This window comes from Streptococcus mitis (assembly GCF_946190335.1).
Classification (GTDB): Bacteria; Bacillota; Bacilli; order Lactobacillales; family Streptococcaceae; genus Streptococcus; species Streptococcus mitis_CH.
Map to the genome: position 1 here is coordinate 596015 of NZ_CAMHZN010000001.1, position 18113 is coordinate 614127.

Here is an 18113-nt window from a genome sequence, read left to right on the forward strand (position 1 = left end):
CTTATTTCTCTAATTCTAATAAAACACTAAGGGCTGATAAAGCGTAAAGTGGTGCTGTTTCTGCTCGCAAAATACGAGGACCAAGTCCTGCTAAGACTGATCCCTTAGCTTCGAAACTCTCAATTTCTGCAGGTGACAGACCACCTTCTGGACCAAAGATAAAGAGCAGTTTAGCTCCTGTTTCAAGACCAGTGACCGCTTGTAAGAGCGCAGCGGCTTCTCCTTCTTTGGCCGACTCTTCATAGGCTACTATGATACGGTCAAATTGGTCAAGTTGGTCAAGTTGGTCAAGTTGGGCTAGAAAGTCTGCTTTTTTCTCAAAAAGCTTGATACTTGGAACAACATTACGCTTGCTTTGTTCTGCTGCTCCAAGGGCGATTTTTTCTAGTTTTTCAACCTTTTTGCCCAATTTCTTGCCATCCCACTTGGCAACCGACCAGTCGGCAGGAAAGGCCCAGATTTGGCTAGCACCCAGTTCGGTTACTTTTTGAGCGATGAACTCCAGCTTGTCCCCCTTGGGAAAGCCAGATGCGATGGTCACCTGGACTGGCAGTTCCACATTGTCATCTAGTTCTTCTACCAATTCAAACTGACGAGCTTCCACATCCAGCACGCGCGCCAATCGCTTAATCCCATCATCAAAGACTAAGGTAACCTCATCATCTTCTTTCAGGCGCATGACCTGAAACATATGCTTGCTGGTCTCCTTGTCCTCGATAGTGACAGGAGAGACTGCACTGCCTTTGACAAAATACTGTTGCATGCTAGCCTCCAATCACACCGGAAATATCCTTGGTTTTCTTAAAGACACAGGCATTCCATTCCCCTTGAACCATGTGAGTTTCGAGGAAAAATCCAGCTGACTCAGCCGACTCGCGCACCATGTCCCACTTGTCCTTGATAATTCCACTCATGATGAGGTAGCCTTCATCCTTGACCAAGCGATAAGCATCATCCGTCAGATGAACGAGGATATCCGCCAAGATATTAGCTACAATCACATCTGCCTCAATCTCAACTCCCTTAAGCAAGTCTCCTGCTGCTACATGGATGTTTTCCATACCAGGGTTTAGCTCAATATTTTCCTGAGCAACTCGAACTGCTACATCATCCAGGTCGTAGGCAAAGATTTCCTTGGCACCAAGTAGCGAGCTGGCAATAGAGAGAACCCCTGAACCAGTCCCCACATCTAGCACAGTTTCGCCACCACGAAGAACCTGCTCCAAAGCAAAGAGGCTCATCTTGGTAGTTGGGTGGGTTCCTGTCCCGAAAGCCATACCAGGATCTAGCTTGATAATCTTTTCTCCCGCAGTCGCCTCATAGTCTGTCCACGACGGCACGATAGTCAAATCATGAGTGATACGAGCTGGCTCATAGTATTTCTTCCAGTTGTCTGCCCAATCTTCCTCAGCCAAGGCAGTCGTCCCCATTTTGACCTCTCCCAAATCCATAAAATCTGTCAATTCTGCTAGGCGAGCCTGCAAGTCTGCTTCAACCACTGCTACATCAACTGTTTCAGGATAGTAGGCTGTCACTATGATTTCTTCTTGCTGCTCAACCTCTGGGAAAATCTCGCCGAAGCGGTCAACATTTCCCACATAGTCCATACTATCTTCGATCGCAACACCTTGCGCTCCCAGCTCAATCAAGAGATTGGAAACCAACTCCTCTCCCTCACGCTTAACCGTTACTTTTAACTCTTGCCATGTTTCCATATTTAAGATACCAAGCCCGTAAAACACAAAGCCAAAATAGAAACTTCTCTGAAGACGCTTGTGTCTATGAGAAGTTTATCTTTTTGGCACAGTGTTTAGGGCGGGTTCAGTTTAGAAATTTAACCGAACCATCCTTTCTAATCACTTACTTTTAAATAATCTTTTAATCTCTCTTGCAAATGAGGTACAACTTGACTGGAGCTAAGAAATTCCTTGACATTCATGAGCTGATAGCCCTGCCCTTCATCACCAAAGGTGATATTGTCAAACTGGTTCTGTGTTAACTGACCGACTAGAAATACAGATTGTTTATCCGCAAAAAGCATACTTGGATAAACCTTACTCCAAAGCAGACAATCCTCAGTCAAATGAATTCCCAGTTCTTCATAAACTTCACGCGCCACGCACTCAAAAGGACTTTCATCCTCCTCGCGTCCCCCACCGGGCAGTTCCCACATATTGGGCCAGGGAATGCTTGCCTTATCATCGCGTAAGATAGTCAAGAGACTATCCCCACAAAACAAAGCAATCTTACAGCCTGTGAAATCAGAAATCTCTATGTCCATATCAAACTCCTAGTATCTCGGATAAGGGTAAAATTCTCCCTCTTCCAAGCCGACTTTTCCTTCTTCAAAGACTTCTTGGTTCCATTCCATGACAAATTCTTCTGCTTCTGGGTCTTCCAAAAAGTCCATAAGGGCATCTAGCCCAACCTCAGCAGTATCTTTAAGGAAAAGAGCAAAATATGCTAAAAATTCACGAGAAAATCCTTTTTTTGGAAGATAAGGTATGACAGTCAAATAGTCTTCCTCATTGACTGTTGATTTGGCAGGATTGTAAAAAAGCACTGCTTCTTCAAAGAGAATGTCATCTGATGAAACCTCTCCATCTTCATCCACCATCTCCACACCTGCAGCATTTTGCGCTTCCAATAGAAAACTCACTTCAACCGCGTGGTTGCGCTTGTCCCAACTAATCTCAAAGTCAAAGGGAAAGTTCTTCTCCAACTCTTCCTCTAAAACATCTAAAAATCCATATGTTGCCATTTTGTCCTCTTTCTATGCGACTCTTAAATCGCCCCGATTGCTCGGAAATATGCTAAAATAGATACTACCATCTTACCACAAAATTATTTTATGTCCTAATTATACCATATTACCTCATTTAAACCCTTGGTATTAGTGATTTTCTTAAACGGTTGATTTCCTTATTTTTTCCAAAAAGTCAACATAAAAAGCCCTCGAAAGGGCTAGCAAATCTATAGGATCAATAGACAAGTAACTAGCACAATTAGACGTGCTTTTTTTATTGACTATTCCCACGATGTCATACTTAATCTTATGCTTGAATTTTCTTATCTGCAATAGCTTCTGTCAAAGTCTGAGAAAAGTTAAGTCCCATTTCTCGTCCCAACTTATCTGCCCACCTTGGTATGGTCAAGGTCTTTTTAATTGGTTCCTGACTTCCTAGGTATTCTGATACATCAACAGATACCATAGAAATAAAAGATTTATCAAGATCATAGGTTGACTCAAAATCGTCATCATCTTTAAAAGGATCATTTTCAATCAAAGACAAGCTATTGATATCTGATGGTCGAGGTAACTCTCCATCACTCTCTATCAAATCTGCGACAGTTATCCCTAACCACTCCGAACCCATAGCCAAAGCCTCAGAAATTCCCTCGCCTTGTGTTGCTGAGTATTCAAAATCCGGGAAATGGACAAAATAAGTCGCCTCTGCTCCATCTGTATCATCGTAATAGAATAAAGCTGGATATGTCACTAACATTTCACTACCTCCATATCAAAAAGCAGGGGTTGAATTTTACAACCCAGCTTGCTTTCTTATCCCTCTTTCAGTGTACTTATTCAGCTCACCGTGAGGGATTGTGATAGGTCTTTCCCCTTGCTTCTCCATTTTAATATGGGAGCCTTTACCGCCTTTAGTTTTTATCCAACCATGAGCCGTAAGGAGTTTAACCATCTCTTTTTGTGTCATAGGCATAGCGCTTTTACCTCCTGACAACACTATTATAACACGTGCTACACGTATTGTAAAGGATGATACTTATTATTCTCTTATACCATCCACCCTAGATGTGGTTCTATGAGATTAGCCTTATATAAAAGGATAGGCAAAACTATCAGAGTTCCTGCTTTTCTCGACCCACTAGAACTGGCGCGATTCAATCTCAACATTACTTCTCCTCTCTTCATTAAAAAATGATTATCACCCAAAATTATATTACGATTTTTATAAAAGACTAGCAAAAACTACTAAATCAATACGTTCGGCAGACGGGAAACTTGCACTGTCAAATAAACTGTTTTAGCATTTACCATACTTTATTCATTAGTAATATCACTTGATTTGAAGTATAATATTAGAAAGGAAATCAGTAATGAATTTAGAACAATATTTAGGAAAAGAAATTAGGATTGTTTTTGTTGACGGGCAAATTTTAGAGGGTCATTGTAATAGCTTTACAGGGAAACTTGATACGGAAGATGAACTCTATGATGAAATTACAATAAGAACAGAAAAATATCCAGATATTGGTTTTCATGAATCTTAAATCATATCAATAAAGTTAATTCAAGACGGTATGACAAAATAACAGGAGTTGCTTATCATGAATAAAACTAAAAAAGAGAATTTAATTTTCATTGATGGCTGGGAGCATGTACATTGCCCTGTATGTGGAACTTTAGTAGAAACTTATGATATTTGCGATGTTTGTCATTGGCAAAATACGGGAGCATTTAATATCGATGGCGGTCCTAATAAAATGACGCTTGCTGAAGCGAAAATGGCTTATAAAAGGAAAAACGACATAAATGAATCACAAAAGACTTGGGTAATTAATGGGGAGACCTGGCTACATTGTCCTGTTTGTGGGAATGACGTAATAGACTATGATATCTGTGACGTTTGTCGTTGGCAAAATACAGGTATTATAAATATTGACGGCGGCCCAAATAAAATAACTCTAGCTGAAGCCAAAGAAGCTTACGCAAAAGGTATTCCAATAATATAAAAAGGAAAAATTTATGAAACTTGAAAACTTCAATAATAAATTTGTTAAAATTACTGATATTGACGATCAAACATTTGTAGGGATTTGTCTGTTTGAAGATAAAGAAGTATATGATGAAGAATACGACGGTTTATCTATCCAAACAGGAAATAGATGGATTAAACTATTCGAGAATGAAATTGTAACAGTTAAAATGATCAATCAAGATTAAATGGAGTAAAAACTCCTTCTAATAGATAGCCACTATTTCACTTTTCAACCATGTTTATAATTTCTTTTAAGCTTGGTTTGGTTTTTCTAATTCTATCCCATGCCCTCATTTTTATAAAAGTCCCCAAATAGATGCCGTTTATCTTTGGCATTTCGTTTGAAAGTTTGTATTTCTCTCGAATCTCCTCCTTATGACTTTCTACAAATTTGCTACGAGGCAAGCAATAAAAAATACCTTCCCCAAAATAACTTAAGTCTTCATCAGATAGTTCAATAAGTTCTTCAGGTTTTACAAAAATAGCTCTATTCACTCTATCTTTGCCACTGGCAAAGGCTTTCTCCACAAATCTTTTATCTAGTCCCATCTTTATTTAACTCTCTCAAATTGTTTTAATTCTAAATCAGTCAATTCATTAAATTCTCTTCCTGTTGCGTTTAAATACTTGTTGATTTTTCCAAGATTATATTTCATCGGTTCTGGCTTAACTCCTTTTGGTAAACCAACTAGTCCATCAAGTTCCATGAATAACTGATTTTGAAGTAATTTTGAATTTAAAGTAGTCATCTAGTTCCATTTTCTCCTTTTCAAATATTATTATCTAAAATTTCTATCCCCTATGTACTTTATCAAGAAAAGTTTCTGACTTGGTAGTTTTATTCTTTCTTTTACTATTCCACCTCTCCTTCATTATAATTCATACAATAACATTTAGCAATATTATTTCACAAGTCAGCAATTCTACTTCTTTGGACTCAACTTTCATATTTTGAGTTTTAAGGAAAATCAATTCTGTTATACTGATACCTTTCCACATCAAATTAAATGGTCAAAAATACTCTATCTCACTCCCTGAATATTACAAAACCATTGAAATATCACAACTAATAGGCTAGAATGGTCATAGTAAGATATAGTAGATGAGTTATTCTACTCAAAAAATATGAAACTAAAATCCACGTTAGAAAGGACTGCTATGCCAGACAATCTCGCGCTTCGCATGCGCCCTAAAACCATCGACCAGGTCATCGGTCAGGAACATCTGGTCGGACAAGGAAAAATCATCCGCCGCATGGTAGAAGCCAATCGCCTGTCCTCCATGATTCTCTACGGACCTCCAGGAATCGGCAAGACCAGTATTGCCTCTGCCATCGCAGGGACGACCAAGTATGCCTTTCGAACTTTCAATGCGACAGTTGATAGTAAAAAGCGATTGCAAGAAATTGCGGAAGAGGCTAAATTTTCAGGTGGCCTTGTACTGCTACTAGACGAGATTCACCGTCTTGACAAGACTAAACAAGACTTCCTCTTGCCTCTCTTGGAAAGCGGACTGGTCATCATGATTGGGGCGACGACTGAAAATCCCTTCTTCTCTGTCACTCCTGCCATTCGCAGTCGCGTTCAGATTTTTGAACTAGAACCCTTGTCCAATCAAGACGTCAAAGTGGCCCTTCAGATAGCTCTAAGTAATCCTGAGCGTGGTTTTGATTTTCCAGTGGAACTAGATGAGAATGCGCTGGATTTCATTGCGACCTCTACAAATGGAGACCTGCGTTCTGCCTTCAACTCACTGGATTTGGCTGTTCTCTCTACCCCCAAAAATGACAAGGGCATCCGCCACATCACTCTGAACATCATGGAAAATAGCCTGCAGCGGAGCTACATTACCATGGATAAAGACGGAGATGGACACTATGATGTGCTCTCAGCTCTGCAAAAGTCCATCCGTGGCTCGGATGTGGATGCAAGTCTCCACTACGCAGCCCGCTTGATTGAAGCTGGTGATTTGCCTAGCCTCGCGCGTCGCTTGACCGTTATTGCCTATGAAGATATTGGTTTGGCCAATCCTGAAGCCCAGATTCACACCGTGACTGCTCTGGATGCTGCACAGAAGATTGGTTTTCCCGAAGCTCGCATTCTCATTGCTAATGTTGTAATTGATTTGGCCCTTTCTCCAAAATCCAACTCGGCCTATGTGGCTATGGATAAGGCACTTGCCGACCTCAAAACATCAGGTCACTTGCCTATTCCGCGCCATCTGCGTGATGGTCACTACAGTGGAAGCAAGGAACTAGGGAATGCCCAAGACTATCTCTATCCACACAACTATCCTGGAAATTGGGTCAAGCAAGACTATCTACCAGAAAAAATTCGCAATCATCACTATTTCCAAGCAGAAGATACTGGTAAATATGAACGGGCTTTGGCTCAAAGAAAGGAAGCTATCGACCGTTTGCGAAAAATCTGAAATCCTTTTCAAAAAATTGCACTTTCCTCTTGATTTTTTTTGAAAAAGTGGTATCATATAAACATAGAAACGCTGTGGTGTACGACTTCACACTTAAGTGTTGACCGACTATTTTTTGTATTATTAGGGAAACAAAAGTCTTCTAACAGCATGTAGGCCGTCTCACACGGAAACAGCTTCAGTTAGAGCGAGTTGCCCACCTGCTTAATTGCGCGGGTTCAATACAAACCGTGAAGTTTCGGCACCAATACAGCTTTTTTCTTTGCCTCCTTAGCTCAGCTGGCAGAGCAGCGGACTCTTAATCCGTGGGTCACAGGTTCGATCCCTGTAGGGGGCATCTAAATACAACAGGAAAAAGCCTTGTAAATCAAGGCTTTTTTTGCTTGTCTATAACTGATTTACTCCATCATTTGTCCCACATTTTAAATCTATCTTTTCTTTTTGAATCAAATTACATCTTTACAAATAGTGTAAAGCCAGTTACTTTTGCTTTGATGCCATACAATATTTTCATGTAGAGAAGACAAATTTTATCTTCTCTTTTTATTTTCAAAATAATAAAAACTGATTTTCTTTTCATAAATCAGACTGAAACTTCCAAATTTTCCATTTTGTTTATTGATATTTCCTCTAAAAAGGTGTATAATATTTTTATTATCAAACTATACTATACTATATAGGGGGTATTGAAATGAAATTTTCTAATCGTTTATCGCTATTCCTTGCAGGAGTTGTTTTTGTCCTTTTAGGACTTTTCCTATTTACAAACCCAGTAGCTAATCTTGTTGCTTACAGCTGGTGGATTGCATTTGGTTTACTGGTTTCTTCTATAGCAGCTATTTTAGGCTATTTCTCTGTACCAAAAGAGCTTCGCTCACCAGCTCATCTTTTCCAAGGGATTGTTAATCTTCTCTTAGCTCTTTACCTCGTTGCCTATGGCTTTGTGACGCTGCCAGTTGTCATTCCAACTATTTTAGGAATTTGGTTAATTGTAGAAGCCATTATAGTTTTCTTTAAAGGCAATCGTCTGGGATTGATTTTCCCTATTATTGGCAACCATATCATGTGGATAGCGTTGCTTGCATTTTTACTAGGTCTAGTGATTTTGTTCAATCCAGTAGCTACAAGTGTCTTTGTCGTTTATGTCGTTGCCTTTGCATTTTTAATTGTTGGTTTCACCTATATCCTTGATGCCTTTCGTAAATAATCTAGCTGCCATTTTGGGCATATTAAAATAGCTGGGAAGTTACATTCTCAGCTTTTTCTGTTGCCTCCTTAGCTCAGTTGGTAGAGCAGTAGACTCTTAAGCTATGGGGCGCAGGTTCGAGCCCTGCAGGGGGCACATCTAAATCAACAGAAATAAGCCTTGAAACCAAGGCTTTTTTTAACGTCTAATAGCTTTTTGTAGAAAAGTATTTAAAAATAAAAGAGAAGAGAATCTCTCACTCTCTTCTCAGTATATCTTATTAAATTTAGTTTTTCTTAATCTAGCTGATTTTCCTTTGCAACGACAAATTCCTTAACCAATCGATAGATAACAGCAAATATCGGTGTAAAGAATATCATCCCAAGTAAGCCAAAGAGATTGCCTCCAATACTAGCAGCCGCAAGCGTGAAAATAGCTGGCAAACCAATAGATTGACCTACAACTCTAGGATAAATAAGGTTTCCTTCAATCAGCTGTATAACTTGATATAGAAGAAGAGAAAGTAAGGCTTGAGTAGGACTCACTGTGAAGATAAAAATCGCTCCCACAACACAAGCAATCATAGGCCCTACATAAGGAATGAACGATAGCACTCCTGCAAATATACCTGTCATTACCCCATAAGGTAGTCCAAACAGGCTGTAGCCAACCGCTATCATAACTCCTATGATGACTGCTTCAATCAGCTGACTCATCAAAAATTGGTCATAAGTCTCTAGTGCTACTTGTCCAATGTAAGTTAACTTTGTCACCACTTTCTCTGGAAATATAACTTTTAGAAGTCTACTCGTCATCGCTGCCAGATGTTCCTTACTGGATAAAAATAAAAAGGTAAATACTATAATCAGAAAGGCATTCATTATACTTGAAAAAATATTTCCTATATTACTAGTCAGACCGGATAAGAAGGTTATCAAAGCTTGACTAATAGAGCTAGACTGTCCCTGAATTCCTGATACGATAGTTGACAGCATGTCTTTGGTTACAAATTCCGAGCTGTCTAGCAATTTCCCAAGTTGAGTCAGGACTGTTGAAAGGACTGCTCCCAGCTGACTAATAGTCTGAGCAAGGGTTGGAAGCACCAAAACCAAAAGACAGATCACGATTAAGATAAGAGATAGGAAAACAAGCACCATAGCAATCGGACGGCGCAACCCTGCCTTTACCTTCATTTTAACTAGGAATTCTTCAATTTTTTTCATGGGAACATTGAGCACAAAAGCAATGACAGCACCATAAATCAAGGTAGAAGTTACTTCAAAGAGAGATACTGCCCCTGATATAAAGCTTGATGCATTCAGAATTACAAGAGTAACCAGCCCTATAAAAAGTATTAATGGGGTGTATTTTTTTACTAAATTCATAAATTCTCCTTAATAAACATGTTTAGATACGACTATACTATTTGGTTTTTCAAACTCTCGGTCAAGGTAAGCTTGGTAAGTTCCTGGTGCGATAAATCCTTTGGGTGAGAGGATATCGGTGCCAGCCTGACCGACTATGGTATCAGCCAAGAGCACACAGTTTGTAGATAAGACAAAGTAGGATTTAAACTTAGATTTGATAAATTTATAAAGTTCCCCATCTGTCTCATGTCTGATTTTATAAGCGTAGGTGTAGTCTTCCTTACCATCACCTGTCATGATTTTATCTGCACTTGGCTCCCATGGAATCGTCAGTTGTTTCAATTCAGCCAACTTTTTCTGAACTGCTTTTTCCATTTCAGGCGTCAAATCTATCCCATAACCAAAAAGCGTTTTTTGACTCTCACGTTTACATAGGTCAATGTACTTGTCACGATCACAGAAATATAAGACACCATCTCCTACCATGCCAAATAAGGTCTCAGAAGACGGATCATAGTTGCCATAAGAAATAACACGGCCTTGATAGCAGATATCCACATGACCAATTGCCGAAAACAGAGAGGTCTCAGCTGTATGAACAAAAATTTCAAGCTCCGCTGTCTTACCAGACTTCACCATTCCAAGATGGATATCCTCTCTCTCATCAGCATTTTCCTGCATGAATTTGTTGATTTTTGCTAAAGTTCTTGCAGGGATGAGAGCGGCTAGGACAATAGGTAAGCTAATTCTAATACGACGTTTGAGATGGTTTTTCCCAATTTCCCCTTCAAATAAGAAACCGTCACGGATATTGGACAGACCATAAAGGAAAAAATAAGCCCCTAATACAAAGAGTTGAAAGACAGAATTTCCTGTAGAGGACAAAAGACTAGTCCCACCAAGAAAAACTAGTACGAGTCCATCTAGTAAGAGACGAAAACGAGGTCGAATTTTGTTTTTGCGGTAGAGAACATAGGTGACAAGGTTAATACTAGCATGAAAAATCTGATAAACTCCAATCACAAGAGCCAAAATATAAATCGGCACATCCGTCGCAAGATTGGAGCCAAGCAAATATCCCAGCACTAACAATTTAACCAGTGCAACTCCCAAGGTGTCCGTTGACTGACTTTTTTTGAAAATACGTAATACTAAATCTAAGACCGTTGCTATCCAAGCTAAAAACAGAACCAGTCGAATAACCTTTACTGGCAACCAAGTCCCCGTGACCATCAAGATGAGACCTAGCAGAACAAACAAGAACCCCTGAGCAAGTAATTTCTTACCTGTCAGACCTAAAGATAGAATTTTCGCCATATAAAAACCTTTCAACAATAAAAATTAAACACTCCGATTAAACTGACTAGTAAATAGCCAACACTACAAACAGCCTGTGCCAGCAACATATGGTGACTAGAAATGACTGTAGTAATGTCACCATCTTGTCTTATGCACTTCTAAAATTTGTTATATTGATTAGAAGCCAGAGCTTATAAAAACTAGCTAAACTCGAGAGATAGACACAATTGCGACGAAAAAATGTATAACCAATTCAACTTGTTAAGGTAAGAAAGCATTATTTCCAATCTATTAATTATTCATCTATTACCTATTATGACACAATATTCCCTATAGTTCAACTTTTTACTTGTTTTTATATTACACGGACTAAAAAGTTTTCAACAGTTGATTGCATTTGTTTTAATAAGTTTTAACCTTTCTTGGTTAGATAAAAAAAGAACCATACAGTTTAGAATCTGTATGGTTTTTGCCCCACTTTTGTCCCATTTTTAAATCATGACATTGAAAATACCTAAAATCACTTATATTTCAATATTTTTAATTGCTCTCAATATGAAAGTCCTTTCCAAATCCCTGTAGGGGGCATCTAAATACAACAGGAAAAAGCCTTGGAATCAAGGCTTTTTTGTGTAGTCTTAGCACTAAAAAACGATAGAAAAAACACCCCTTCTGAACTGCACCCCAAAAGTTAGACAGAAAAAACCTAACTTTTGTGGCGCAGTTCATTCGCGTCACATGAAGTTATTTAAGCATCTCCTTTTTTTTTATTACCATTTTCTGTTATAATAAATTGTACTTCTAAAATAGAAAGGTCTTAAGATGACAACTCTTATTAAACATAAACGTGTAGAATTTTCAGAACTTTTTTATGACTTAGTTTTTGTTTTTGCAATTTCAAAAGTAACTACTTTAATTGACCATCTTCATAACGGTATTTTGACTTGGAATTCTTTCCTTGATTTTCTCATTGCTACTTTGTTTCTCATCGATTCCTGGATGATTCAAACCGATTATACCAATCGCTATGGAAAGAACTCTTTATTTAACATAGTAATCATGTTTATCAAAATGGGAATTTTACTCTTTATAGCCAATATGATTGGACCTGATTGGCAACAATATTTTCATTATCTCTGTTGGGCTATTGGTACATTAACCCTTACCTTATTTTTTCAATATTTGGTTGAATTTTTTAGAAAATCAACCGATGATGCTAATCGGGAAAGTATCAAAGGTTTTCTATGGATAACAGGTCTAGGAAGTTTAGGATTCTATCTAGCAGCTCTTCTTCCTATTTACCTTAGAGTCTATATCTTATTTGCTAGTATTCTGCTAACATTTATTATGCCAAGTATCTTGCTTAATAAAGATAAGCATTACCAGGTAAATCTCCCCCATTTAATCGAGCGCATCTCCCTTCTTGTCATTATTATGTTTGGAGAGATGATTACGGAGCTAGCTAACTTCTTTACAATCGAGAATTTCTCGATTTATTCGGTTCTTTATTTCATTATTATGATTTCTCTGTTCTTGTTTTATTTTGGTCAATTCGACCATGCTATTGATGAAAAATCTAATCAAAAGGGACTATTTCTAATTTACAGTCACTATCCTATTTTCATTGGACTTCTTATGATGACCGTTTCGATGAGTTTTCTTCTGAATCCTGAAGCTAATCGTCTCTTTGCAACCAGCTTCTCTTATATCGGATTTGGCCTCTTTCAAGCTGCTGTCCTAGTAAATGGGCCCCATAACAAACACTATCTTCGCTATTCGAAAAGTTACTACTGTGTCCAAGCGACACTCTATCTGGCTGCCTTGATTCTCTCTTTAATCTTTGCTTCTAATCCTATAATAGTAGTGAGTATAACAACCATTTTAGCTCTAGCTATAGCCATTCATTTTATTTATTTTTATGTGACACAGAATAAAAAATATTCCAAATCTAACTGGGGGTTCTTTTAATGAGTTTATAACATAAAAAAGCTTTGGGAACCAAGGCTTTATATGATATCAATCACCGACCACGAAAATGTTTAGCTTACAGAACTGCTAGTGAAGCTCTAGAGGATGAGTTCGAGTAAATGTTGCACTTATTCTTGCAATTTATCATTTACTTGATGCACGAACTCGATATTTTTTTCGTTAATTTGTTTTTGCCCCACTTTTGCCCCATTTTTAAATCCTGACATTGAAAATACCTAAAAGTATTTCCCTAAAATCAGCTATATTTCAACATTTTTGTTTATTTTCAATATGAAAAGTTCTTACAAATTCATGTAGGGGGCATCTAAATACAACAGGAAAAGCCTTGGTTTCAAGGCTTTTTGTTTAAATAAAATTTTTTCAAATTCTTTAGAAAACTAGCTAAAATCATAATCCAACACCAATTTTACAAATACAATAAACTAAGCTTATATACCCAAAACACAAAAAGTCCTCTTTACACTGTTTTAGAAAGAGAACTTTTTCCTTAGGAGAAATAACTTAATTTTTAATCTAAACGTGATAACTCAGCTGGCACTGTTAAGTAATAAGTTGCAGTCAAGCTTGCTTCACCTTGATTGACAAAAATCTCGATGGAATTTTTATCTAGAATAACTTCCAATTCTTTAGCTTCAATATCTACATATCTTCGACTAGTATCCTGCTCTTCTTCACCAAGAATTTTTTGGGCAAGATGGCTACGATCAATGTAAACTTGCTCCTCTTTACTATCATAACCAAATTCAAGATAATCTGTGTCATTTCCTAAGTGGTAATGACAATCTTCATCTATTTGGATTTGATATTGGCCTTTTTGAACTGGAAATTGTCTTAGTTTACCATCTTCTAATCGAAGGATTCTAGGCATAGTCATTACACCAGCCCACTTGTGATCTCGGTCATGAGCAGGCAATGTACGTCCCCACATCTGCATCCAAGCAATCATGATACGACGATTTTGGTCATCTAATAATGTCTGTGGTGCATAGAAATCTTGACCATGATCAATTTCTTGAACTAATTCTGGAACAAACCGTTTTTCTTCCCAATCTACCTTACCAGTAAACAGAACTGATGAGTTAATGTTATGATAGGAGTCTCCCTCACGCTGATAACGCATGGGCGACATGATGAGGCAATCCTTTCCATCCAACTCGAAATAGTCTGGGCATTCCCACATCAATCCTTGGTGCTTCTCACCTTTTAAAAAGATAGATTCAAACTGCCATTCTACTAGGTTATCGGACCCTAGTAGAACGATACAGCCTATATTATCTTTGTGCTTTGCAGCCACTACAGAATAATAGCGCCCATTCTTTTCAAAAATTTTTGGATCACGGAAATCAGAGGCAATTAATTCGTCTGGCAAGTCTGCTCCTGTAGCAACTGGATTTTGTTCAATCTTTTCGAAATGAATCCCATCATCCGAATAAGCTATATTTTGAACTTGTCGAATACCTGTTTCTTCTTCGATATGTCCAGTGTACATGAGCCAAAGACGATCATCCTTAACAATGGCAGAGCCTGAGAAGCAGCCATTTCGATCATAATCTTGATCTGGAGCAAGTGCAACCGGCAAGTGCTCCCAAGATATCAAGTCCTTACTTTTAGCATGTCCCCAGTGCATAGGTCCCCAAACACTATCATATGGATAGAATTGATAAAAGAGATGGTATTCTCCACGAAAATAGACAAATCCATTTGGATCATTAATCCAACCAATCTCAGCTGAAAAATGTTCTTCTGGCTTATATTGAGTATTAATGAGATGTTTATTTTCAGCTATAAAACGATTGGCTTTTTCTACTGTAAATGTTTTATTTATCATAAGTATATCCTATTTTATTCCAGTTCCGGAACCACCCAGACCTTGGACAATATATTTCTGAGCGACTACATAGACCAAAATCAACGGAATCGTTGAAATAGTTAATACAGCCATTACCTGATTGATATAAACTGGTTGAGTTGTATTAATAGTTGTAATTGCAACCTGCATTGAAAATTTAGAAGAATCTGTCAAAACCATCAATGGCCAAATATAATCATTCCAACTTGAAATAAATGATAAAACACCAACTGTGGCAACTGCAGGTTTAGACATTGGAAGCATAATTCTAAAGAAAATTCTAACGATACTTGCTCCATCCATCTTTGCAGACTCAAGAATTTCTTCCGGAATTGCAATAAAGAAATTCCTAAATAAGTAAATATTAAATACACTCGCCAATCCTGGAATAATAACCGCAAGACGATTATTGACCAAACCTAAGGAATTGATAATGGTAAATTGTGGAATTAACACAGTTTCTACCGGAATAATAAGTAAAGCAAGTAAGAAACCAAATAAAATTTTCTTACCTGAAAAATTGACTTTTGCAAAAGCGAAACCAGCCAGTGCATTGACAATAATAGAACCAATAGCAAACGTTCCAGCATAAAAAATGCTGTTCCCTAGATAGGTAAAGATACTAAATCGCTCAAATACTTCCTGATAAGGTTTAAACCAATCAGCAGGATTTAAACTTGGTAAGAAGGCTTGCCAACTAGTTAAATTTTTATAAACATCCGCTTCTGGCTTCATGGCTGAAACTACCATCCAAACCATAGGAAAAAGGAAGAGTCCTGCCAATAGGGTTAACAGAATATATTCTAAGATTGTTGTTGGTTTAAATCGTTTCATCTTAGTCATCCTCCTTCAGAACGCGACGTTGCACTAAGCTAATCATACCAATTAACGTTGTAAATACTAAAGCGATTGAGCTAGAATATCCTACAAGACGATCAGTAAAACCTTGTTGATAAATATAGTACACCATAGTAATTGTTGAGTTTAATGGCCCACCTTGCGTCATAACCATTGGTTGTACAATTAGCTTAAAAGCAGAAATTAAAGTTGTTAACAATACAAACAGGGCTGTTGGTTTTAGTAGGGGCATCGTGATATAACGAAACTGAGCCCATTTTGAGAATCCATCTAATTCAGCAGCTTCATAGACATCTTGTGGAATATTCTGCATTCCTCCTAAAAATAAAAGCATCTGATAACCTGCACCCTGCCAAGCAGAAACAAAAACAATTGCATACATAGCTTGTTTAGGACTAGTCAAGAAAGGTTGAGAAGCAATACCTACCTTATTTAAAATAGCATTTAATAAGCCACTATTTGGATTTAAAAGATAAAGCCAAAGAATAGAAATAACTACCAAGGACATGACAACTGGAGCAAAAAAAGCCACTTTAAAAAACATATTCCCTTTGCGCTTTTTATTAACAATCAAAGCCATTCCTAAGGCCGCTCCCAATTGAACTGGAATAATCCAAACAACAAATTTCAAAGTATTCAAGAAGCTCTTTAAGAAAATCGGATCTTTTGTTAATCGAATAAAATTTTCAAGTCCAACAAATTTTCTTTCATCTGGTGTCAACAAATAATAATCTGTAAAAGCGTAATAAATGACCATTCCAACTGGAATTACTAAAAAGATACCTAATAAAATTAAAGCTGGAGCTAAAAAACTATAACCTAGTATGTTATCCTTTATTTTTTCACGTCTTTTTGTATCCACAACAGTTTCTTTACTCATATCCATCTCCTTTAATCATATATATCAAACTAGGCTATTAACAAGAAAGGGGAAGGTAGTTCCAAACATTTTCCTTCCACCTTCTTTTTTACAGATTATTTGAGTGACTGATCAATAGCAGTTTGCATTTCTTTTGTACGAGTATCCAAGACTTTTTGCACATTTGGATTTTCTTCATAATAGCTGATATCTTGCATCGCTTGTTGAAAAGCTCTAGAAACCTGAGGATATGCTACGACAACTGGGCGAGCATGAGCTGTTTTTGAATTTTGTTCCATCAAGAAACGCATTGGTTCGGACACTTTATCTTTGATATTTTCAATTGTAGATTTACGAATCGGAAGGACCGAATTCCCCAAGCTAATAATTTCACTTGATTCTGTATTTGTAGCAAATTTAACAAATTCAGATGCTGCCTCTTTTTTATCAGATTTTGTCGTAACAGCTAATTGCCAACTACCTGAAGGGGATACTAATTTTTTCGTCTTACTAGATACTGGGTAAGGAAGGATACCAAAATCAATATCTTTGTAGTTTACATTCATGTCAGCAATCGTCCAAGAACCACTCAAAAGCATTGGATACTCTCCTGTTTCAAAACCTTTTTCGACTGGACTAACAGTTGTATAACCTTCTTTTACAAGATTTTGAATGAATTGAACTGCTTCTACACTCTCTTTTGAGTTGAAGTATCCTTCTGCCTTTGTTCCATCTTCGTTTACGACAGAACCATTATTTGACCAAATCAACGGCATATAAGCATATGGTAACATTTCATCGTTTGAATTAATACGAAAATCAATTGCCGGTTTGTTATAATGATCTTTCAATTTTTTAGCAATCGTATTAAATTCATCCCATGTCCATGGCTTTTCTAGCGTTGGAAGCTCTGATTCCGCAATTCCGGCCTCTTTGAACATTTTTTTGTTGTAATAAACACCAACATTCGATTCAGAAAATCCAAATGCATAGAATTTGCCATCATAAGTTCCTTGTTGTTTAATACTGTCCAAAACATCATCCATATTATTATCTTTTAGATAATCATCTAGCGGAGTAATCACTTTAGATTTTGCATAAGCTGCCGTATTTGGTCCATCAAGGGTAATAACATCTGGAAGACTATTAGTCGTGATAGCAGCATTAACCTTGTCTTCATATCCTCCACCACTACCACTACGAGGAATATACTCAGTTACAACTTTGTACTTACTTTTTCCTGATTGATTAAAGTTGTCAACAACTTTTTGCCAAGCTTTTCCTTCATTGGTTTCGTCAGAGAATTGTACCCAGACTTTAATATCATTTGAAGAACTAGCTTGTTTTGAGTTAGTTCCTCCACTACAACCTGCAAGTATAGCTAACGATAGCCCCGCAACAACAGATAACATTGTACCTTTACGCATTATTTTCCTCCTTTTTGAAACGTTTCATTTTTTATTTATTTTTTAAACAAGCTTCTAGCCTGTTTTTG

20 protein-coding genes, 2 tRNA genes and 1 pseudogene are annotated in these 18113 nt (G+C 37.5%); 9 read left to right on the forward strand and 14 right to left on the reverse strand.

Features of this window, described 5'->3' with window-relative positions:
- Position 1 precedes the first annotated feature (1 nt).
- The 6 genes from N8O43_RS03070 to N8O43_RS03095 form a co-directional block, all read right to left on the reverse strand.
- Positions 2–763, reverse strand: coding sequence for a 16S rRNA (uracil(1498)-N(3))-methyltransferase (locus N8O43_RS03070; protein WP_261089394.1), 762 nt, complete (start codon positions 761–763; stop codon positions 2–4).
- A 1-nt stretch (position 764) separates the two neighbouring features.
- Entirely contained in the window at positions 765–1715 is a 951-nt protein-coding gene (gene prmA / locus N8O43_RS03075) for a 50S ribosomal protein L11 methyltransferase (RefSeq protein WP_049551725.1), read from the reverse strand.
- Positions 1716–1852: 137 nt separating this feature from the next.
- Positions 1853–2281 (reverse strand): NUDIX hydrolase, encoded by a 429-nt coding sequence (locus tag N8O43_RS03080; protein ID WP_261089395.1) that lies wholly within the window; start codon positions 2279–2281, stop codon positions 1853–1855.
- A 9-nt stretch (positions 2282–2290) separates the two neighbouring features.
- Positions 2291–2761 (reverse strand): DUF3013 family protein, encoded by a 471-nt coding sequence (locus tag N8O43_RS03085; protein ID WP_000257122.1) that lies wholly within the window; start codon positions 2759–2761, stop codon positions 2291–2293.
- A 292-nt stretch (positions 2762–3053) separates the two neighbouring features.
- On the reverse strand, positions 3054–3506 hold the full coding sequence (locus tag N8O43_RS03090; RefSeq protein ID WP_261089396.1) for a type II toxin-antitoxin system HicB family antitoxin: 453 nt from the start codon (positions 3504–3506) through the stop codon (positions 3054–3056).
- A 36-nt stretch (positions 3507–3542) separates the two neighbouring features.
- Positions 3543–3722, reverse strand: coding sequence for a type II toxin-antitoxin system HicA family toxin (locus N8O43_RS03095; protein ID WP_001132279.1), 180 nt, complete (start codon positions 3720–3722; stop codon positions 3543–3545).
- 397 nt (positions 3723–4119) lie between these two features.
- Here N8O43_RS03095 and N8O43_RS03100 point away from each other — a divergent pair, with 397 nt between their 5' ends.
- The 4 genes and pseudogenes from N8O43_RS03100 (at position 4120) to N8O43_RS03115 (ending at position 4966) form a co-directional block, all read left to right on the forward strand.
- A complete protein-coding gene (locus N8O43_RS03100) occupies positions 4120–4293 on the forward strand; it encodes a hypothetical protein (RefSeq protein WP_261089397.1) in 174 nt (57 codons plus the stop codon).
- A 57-nt stretch (positions 4294–4350) separates the two neighbouring features.
- Positions 4351–4542, forward strand: a pseudogene (locus N8O43_RS03105) (CPCC family cysteine-rich protein); the annotation flags it as partial.
- Positions 4528–4755, forward strand: a complete 228-nt coding sequence (locus N8O43_RS03110; RefSeq protein ID WP_261089466.1) for a CPCC family cysteine-rich protein — start codon at positions 4528–4530, stop codon at positions 4753–4755. The pseudogene N8O43_RS03105 and the gene N8O43_RS03110, both read left to right, overlap by 15 nt.
- A 13-nt stretch (positions 4756–4768) precedes the next feature.
- Positions 4769–4966, forward strand: coding sequence for a hypothetical protein (locus N8O43_RS03115; RefSeq protein ID WP_261089398.1), 198 nt, complete (start codon positions 4769–4771; stop codon positions 4964–4966).
- A gap of 37 nt (positions 4967–5003) precedes the next feature.
- Here N8O43_RS03115 and N8O43_RS03120 read toward each other — a convergent pair whose 3' ends face one another.
- Both N8O43_RS03120 and N8O43_RS03125 read right to left on the reverse strand, forming a co-directional pair.
- Positions 5004–5330, reverse strand: coding sequence for a hypothetical protein (locus N8O43_RS03120; RefSeq protein ID WP_261089399.1), 327 nt, complete (start codon positions 5328–5330; stop codon positions 5004–5006).
- Positions 5331–5332: 2 nt separating this feature from the next.
- The gene (locus tag N8O43_RS03125) at positions 5333–5530 is read right to left on the reverse strand and encodes a hypothetical protein (protein ID WP_138337029.1); all 198 of its coding nucleotides are present in this window, start codon (positions 5528–5530) and stop codon (positions 5333–5335) included.
- A 409-nt stretch (positions 5531–5939) separates the two neighbouring features.
- On the opposite strand from N8O43_RS03125, the gene N8O43_RS03130 reads away from it, so the two are divergent.
- From N8O43_RS03130 to N8O43_RS03145, 4 genes are all read left to right on the forward strand, one after another.
- The gene (locus N8O43_RS03130) at positions 5940–7211 is read left to right on the forward strand and encodes a replication-associated recombination protein A (RefSeq protein ID WP_261089401.1); all 1272 of its coding nucleotides are present in this window, start codon (positions 5940–5942) and stop codon (positions 7209–7211) included.
- Between the two features lie 264 nt (positions 7212–7475).
- A tRNA-Lys gene (locus N8O43_RS03135) sits at positions 7476–7548 on the forward strand.
- Positions 7549–7902: 354 nt separating this feature from the next.
- Entirely contained in the window at positions 7903–8418 is a 516-nt protein-coding gene (locus N8O43_RS03140; RefSeq protein ID WP_000672744.1) for a DUF308 domain-containing protein, read from the forward strand.
- Between the two features lie 62 nt (positions 8419–8480).
- Positions 8481–8553: transfer RNA gene (locus tag N8O43_RS03145), tRNA-Lys, on the forward strand.
- Between the two features lie 140 nt (positions 8554–8693).
- Here N8O43_RS03145 and N8O43_RS03150 read toward each other — a convergent pair.
- Together N8O43_RS03150 and N8O43_RS03155 are read right to left on the reverse strand one after the other, a co-directional pair.
- Positions 8694–9782, reverse strand: a complete 1089-nt coding sequence (locus N8O43_RS03150) for an AI-2E family transporter (protein ID WP_001055024.1) — start codon at positions 9780–9782, stop codon at positions 8694–8696.
- Between the two features lie 9 nt (positions 9783–9791).
- A complete protein-coding gene (locus N8O43_RS03155; RefSeq protein WP_001062781.1) occupies positions 9792–11081 on the reverse strand; it encodes a membrane protein in 1290 nt (429 codons plus the stop codon).
- An 804-nt stretch (positions 11082–11885) separates the two neighbouring features.
- On the opposite strand from N8O43_RS03155, the gene N8O43_RS03160 reads away from it, so the two are divergent.
- Positions 11886–13031 carry a low temperature requirement protein A gene (locus tag N8O43_RS03160; RefSeq protein ID WP_261089402.1) on the forward strand — a complete coding sequence of 382 codons (1146 nt, stop codon included), beginning with the start codon at positions 11886–11888 and terminating at the stop codon, positions 13029–13031.
- 529 nt (positions 13032–13560) lie between these two features.
- Here the strand turns inward: N8O43_RS03160 and N8O43_RS03165 are convergent.
- From N8O43_RS03165 to N8O43_RS03180, 4 genes are all read right to left on the reverse strand, one after another.
- Entirely contained in the window at positions 13561–14880 is a 1320-nt protein-coding gene (locus N8O43_RS03165) for a glycoside hydrolase family 32 protein (RefSeq protein WP_261089403.1), read from the reverse strand.
- 9 nt (positions 14881–14889) lie between these two features.
- Complete coding sequence (locus N8O43_RS03170) at positions 14890–15735, reverse strand: carbohydrate ABC transporter permease (RefSeq protein WP_000819520.1); 846 nt, start codon at positions 15733–15735, stop codon at positions 14890–14892.
- A 1-nt stretch (position 15736) separates the two neighbouring features.
- Positions 15737–16639: a carbohydrate ABC transporter permease gene (locus N8O43_RS03175; protein WP_000032532.1), complete on the reverse strand. Its 903-nt coding sequence runs from the start codon at positions 16637–16639 to the stop codon at positions 15737–15739.
- Between the two features lie 95 nt (positions 16640–16734).
- A complete protein-coding gene (locus N8O43_RS03180) occupies positions 16735–18045 on the reverse strand; it encodes an ABC transporter substrate-binding protein (RefSeq protein ID WP_194251766.1) in 1311 nt (436 codons plus the stop codon).
- Between the last annotated feature and the right edge of the window lie 68 nt (positions 18046–18113).

What these genes read in the sequence shown, in the direction of transcription:
- N8O43_RS03070 (WP_261089394.1), bottom strand. Translation starts at nt 763, where the DNA reads ATGCAACAGTATTTTGTCAAAGGCAGTGCAGTCTCTCCTGTCACTATC.
- prmA (WP_049551725.1), bottom strand. Translation starts at nt 1,715, where the DNA reads ATGGAAACATGGCAAGAGTTAAAAGTAACGGTTAAGCGTGAGGGAGAG.
- N8O43_RS03080 (WP_261089395.1), bottom strand. Translation starts at nt 2,281, where the DNA reads ATGGACATAGAGATTTCTGATTTCACAGGCTGTAAGATTGCTTTGTTT.
- N8O43_RS03085 (WP_000257122.1), bottom strand. Translation starts at nt 2,761, where the DNA reads ATGGCAACATATGGATTTTTAGATGTTTTAGAGGAAGAGTTGGAGAAG.
- N8O43_RS03090 (WP_261089396.1), bottom strand. Translation starts at nt 3,506, where the DNA reads ATGTTAGTGACATATCCAGCTTTATTCTATTACGATGATACAGATGGA.
- N8O43_RS03095 (WP_001132279.1), bottom strand. Translation starts at nt 3,722, where the DNA reads ATGCCTATGACACAAAAAGAGATGGTTAAACTCCTTACGGCTCATGGT.
- N8O43_RS03100 (WP_261089397.1), top strand. Translation starts at nt 4,120, where the DNA reads ATGAATTTAGAACAATATTTAGGAAAAGAAATTAGGATTGTTTTTGTT.
- N8O43_RS03110 (WP_261089466.1), top strand. Translation starts at nt 4,528, where the DNA reads ATGGCTTATAAAAGGAAAAACGACATAAATGAATCACAAAAGACTTGG.
- N8O43_RS03115 (WP_261089398.1), top strand. Translation starts at nt 4,769, where the DNA reads ATGAAACTTGAAAACTTCAATAATAAATTTGTTAAAATTACTGATATT.
- N8O43_RS03120 (WP_261089399.1), bottom strand. Translation starts at nt 5,330, where the DNA reads ATGGGACTAGATAAAAGATTTGTGGAGAAAGCCTTTGCCAGTGGCAAA.
- N8O43_RS03125 (WP_138337029.1), bottom strand. Translation starts at nt 5,530, where the DNA reads ATGACTACTTTAAATTCAAAATTACTTCAAAATCAGTTATTCATGGAA.
- N8O43_RS03130 (WP_261089401.1), top strand. Translation starts at nt 5,940, where the DNA reads ATGCCAGACAATCTCGCGCTTCGCATGCGCCCTAAAACCATCGACCAG.
- N8O43_RS03140 (WP_000672744.1), top strand. Translation starts at nt 7,903, where the DNA reads ATGAAATTTTCTAATCGTTTATCGCTATTCCTTGCAGGAGTTGTTTTT.
- N8O43_RS03150 (WP_001055024.1), bottom strand. Translation starts at nt 9,782, where the DNA reads ATGAATTTAGTAAAAAAATACACCCCATTAATACTTTTTATAGGGCTG.
- N8O43_RS03155 (WP_001062781.1), bottom strand. Translation starts at nt 11,081, where the DNA reads ATGGCGAAAATTCTATCTTTAGGTCTGACAGGTAAGAAATTACTTGCT.
- N8O43_RS03160 (WP_261089402.1), top strand. Translation starts at nt 11,886, where the DNA reads ATGACAACTCTTATTAAACATAAACGTGTAGAATTTTCAGAACTTTTT.
- N8O43_RS03165 (WP_261089403.1), bottom strand. Translation starts at nt 14,880, where the DNA reads ATGATAAATAAAACATTTACAGTAGAAAAAGCCAATCGTTTTATAGCT.
- N8O43_RS03170 (WP_000819520.1), bottom strand. Translation starts at nt 15,735, where the DNA reads ATGAAACGATTTAAACCAACAACAATCTTAGAATATATTCTGTTAACC.
- N8O43_RS03175 (WP_000032532.1), bottom strand. Translation starts at nt 16,639, where the DNA reads ATGAGTAAAGAAACTGTTGTGGATACAAAAAGACGTGAAAAAATAAAG.
- N8O43_RS03180 (WP_194251766.1), bottom strand. Translation starts at nt 18,045, where the DNA reads ATGCGTAAAGGTACAATGTTATCTGTTGTTGCGGGGCTATCGTTAGCT.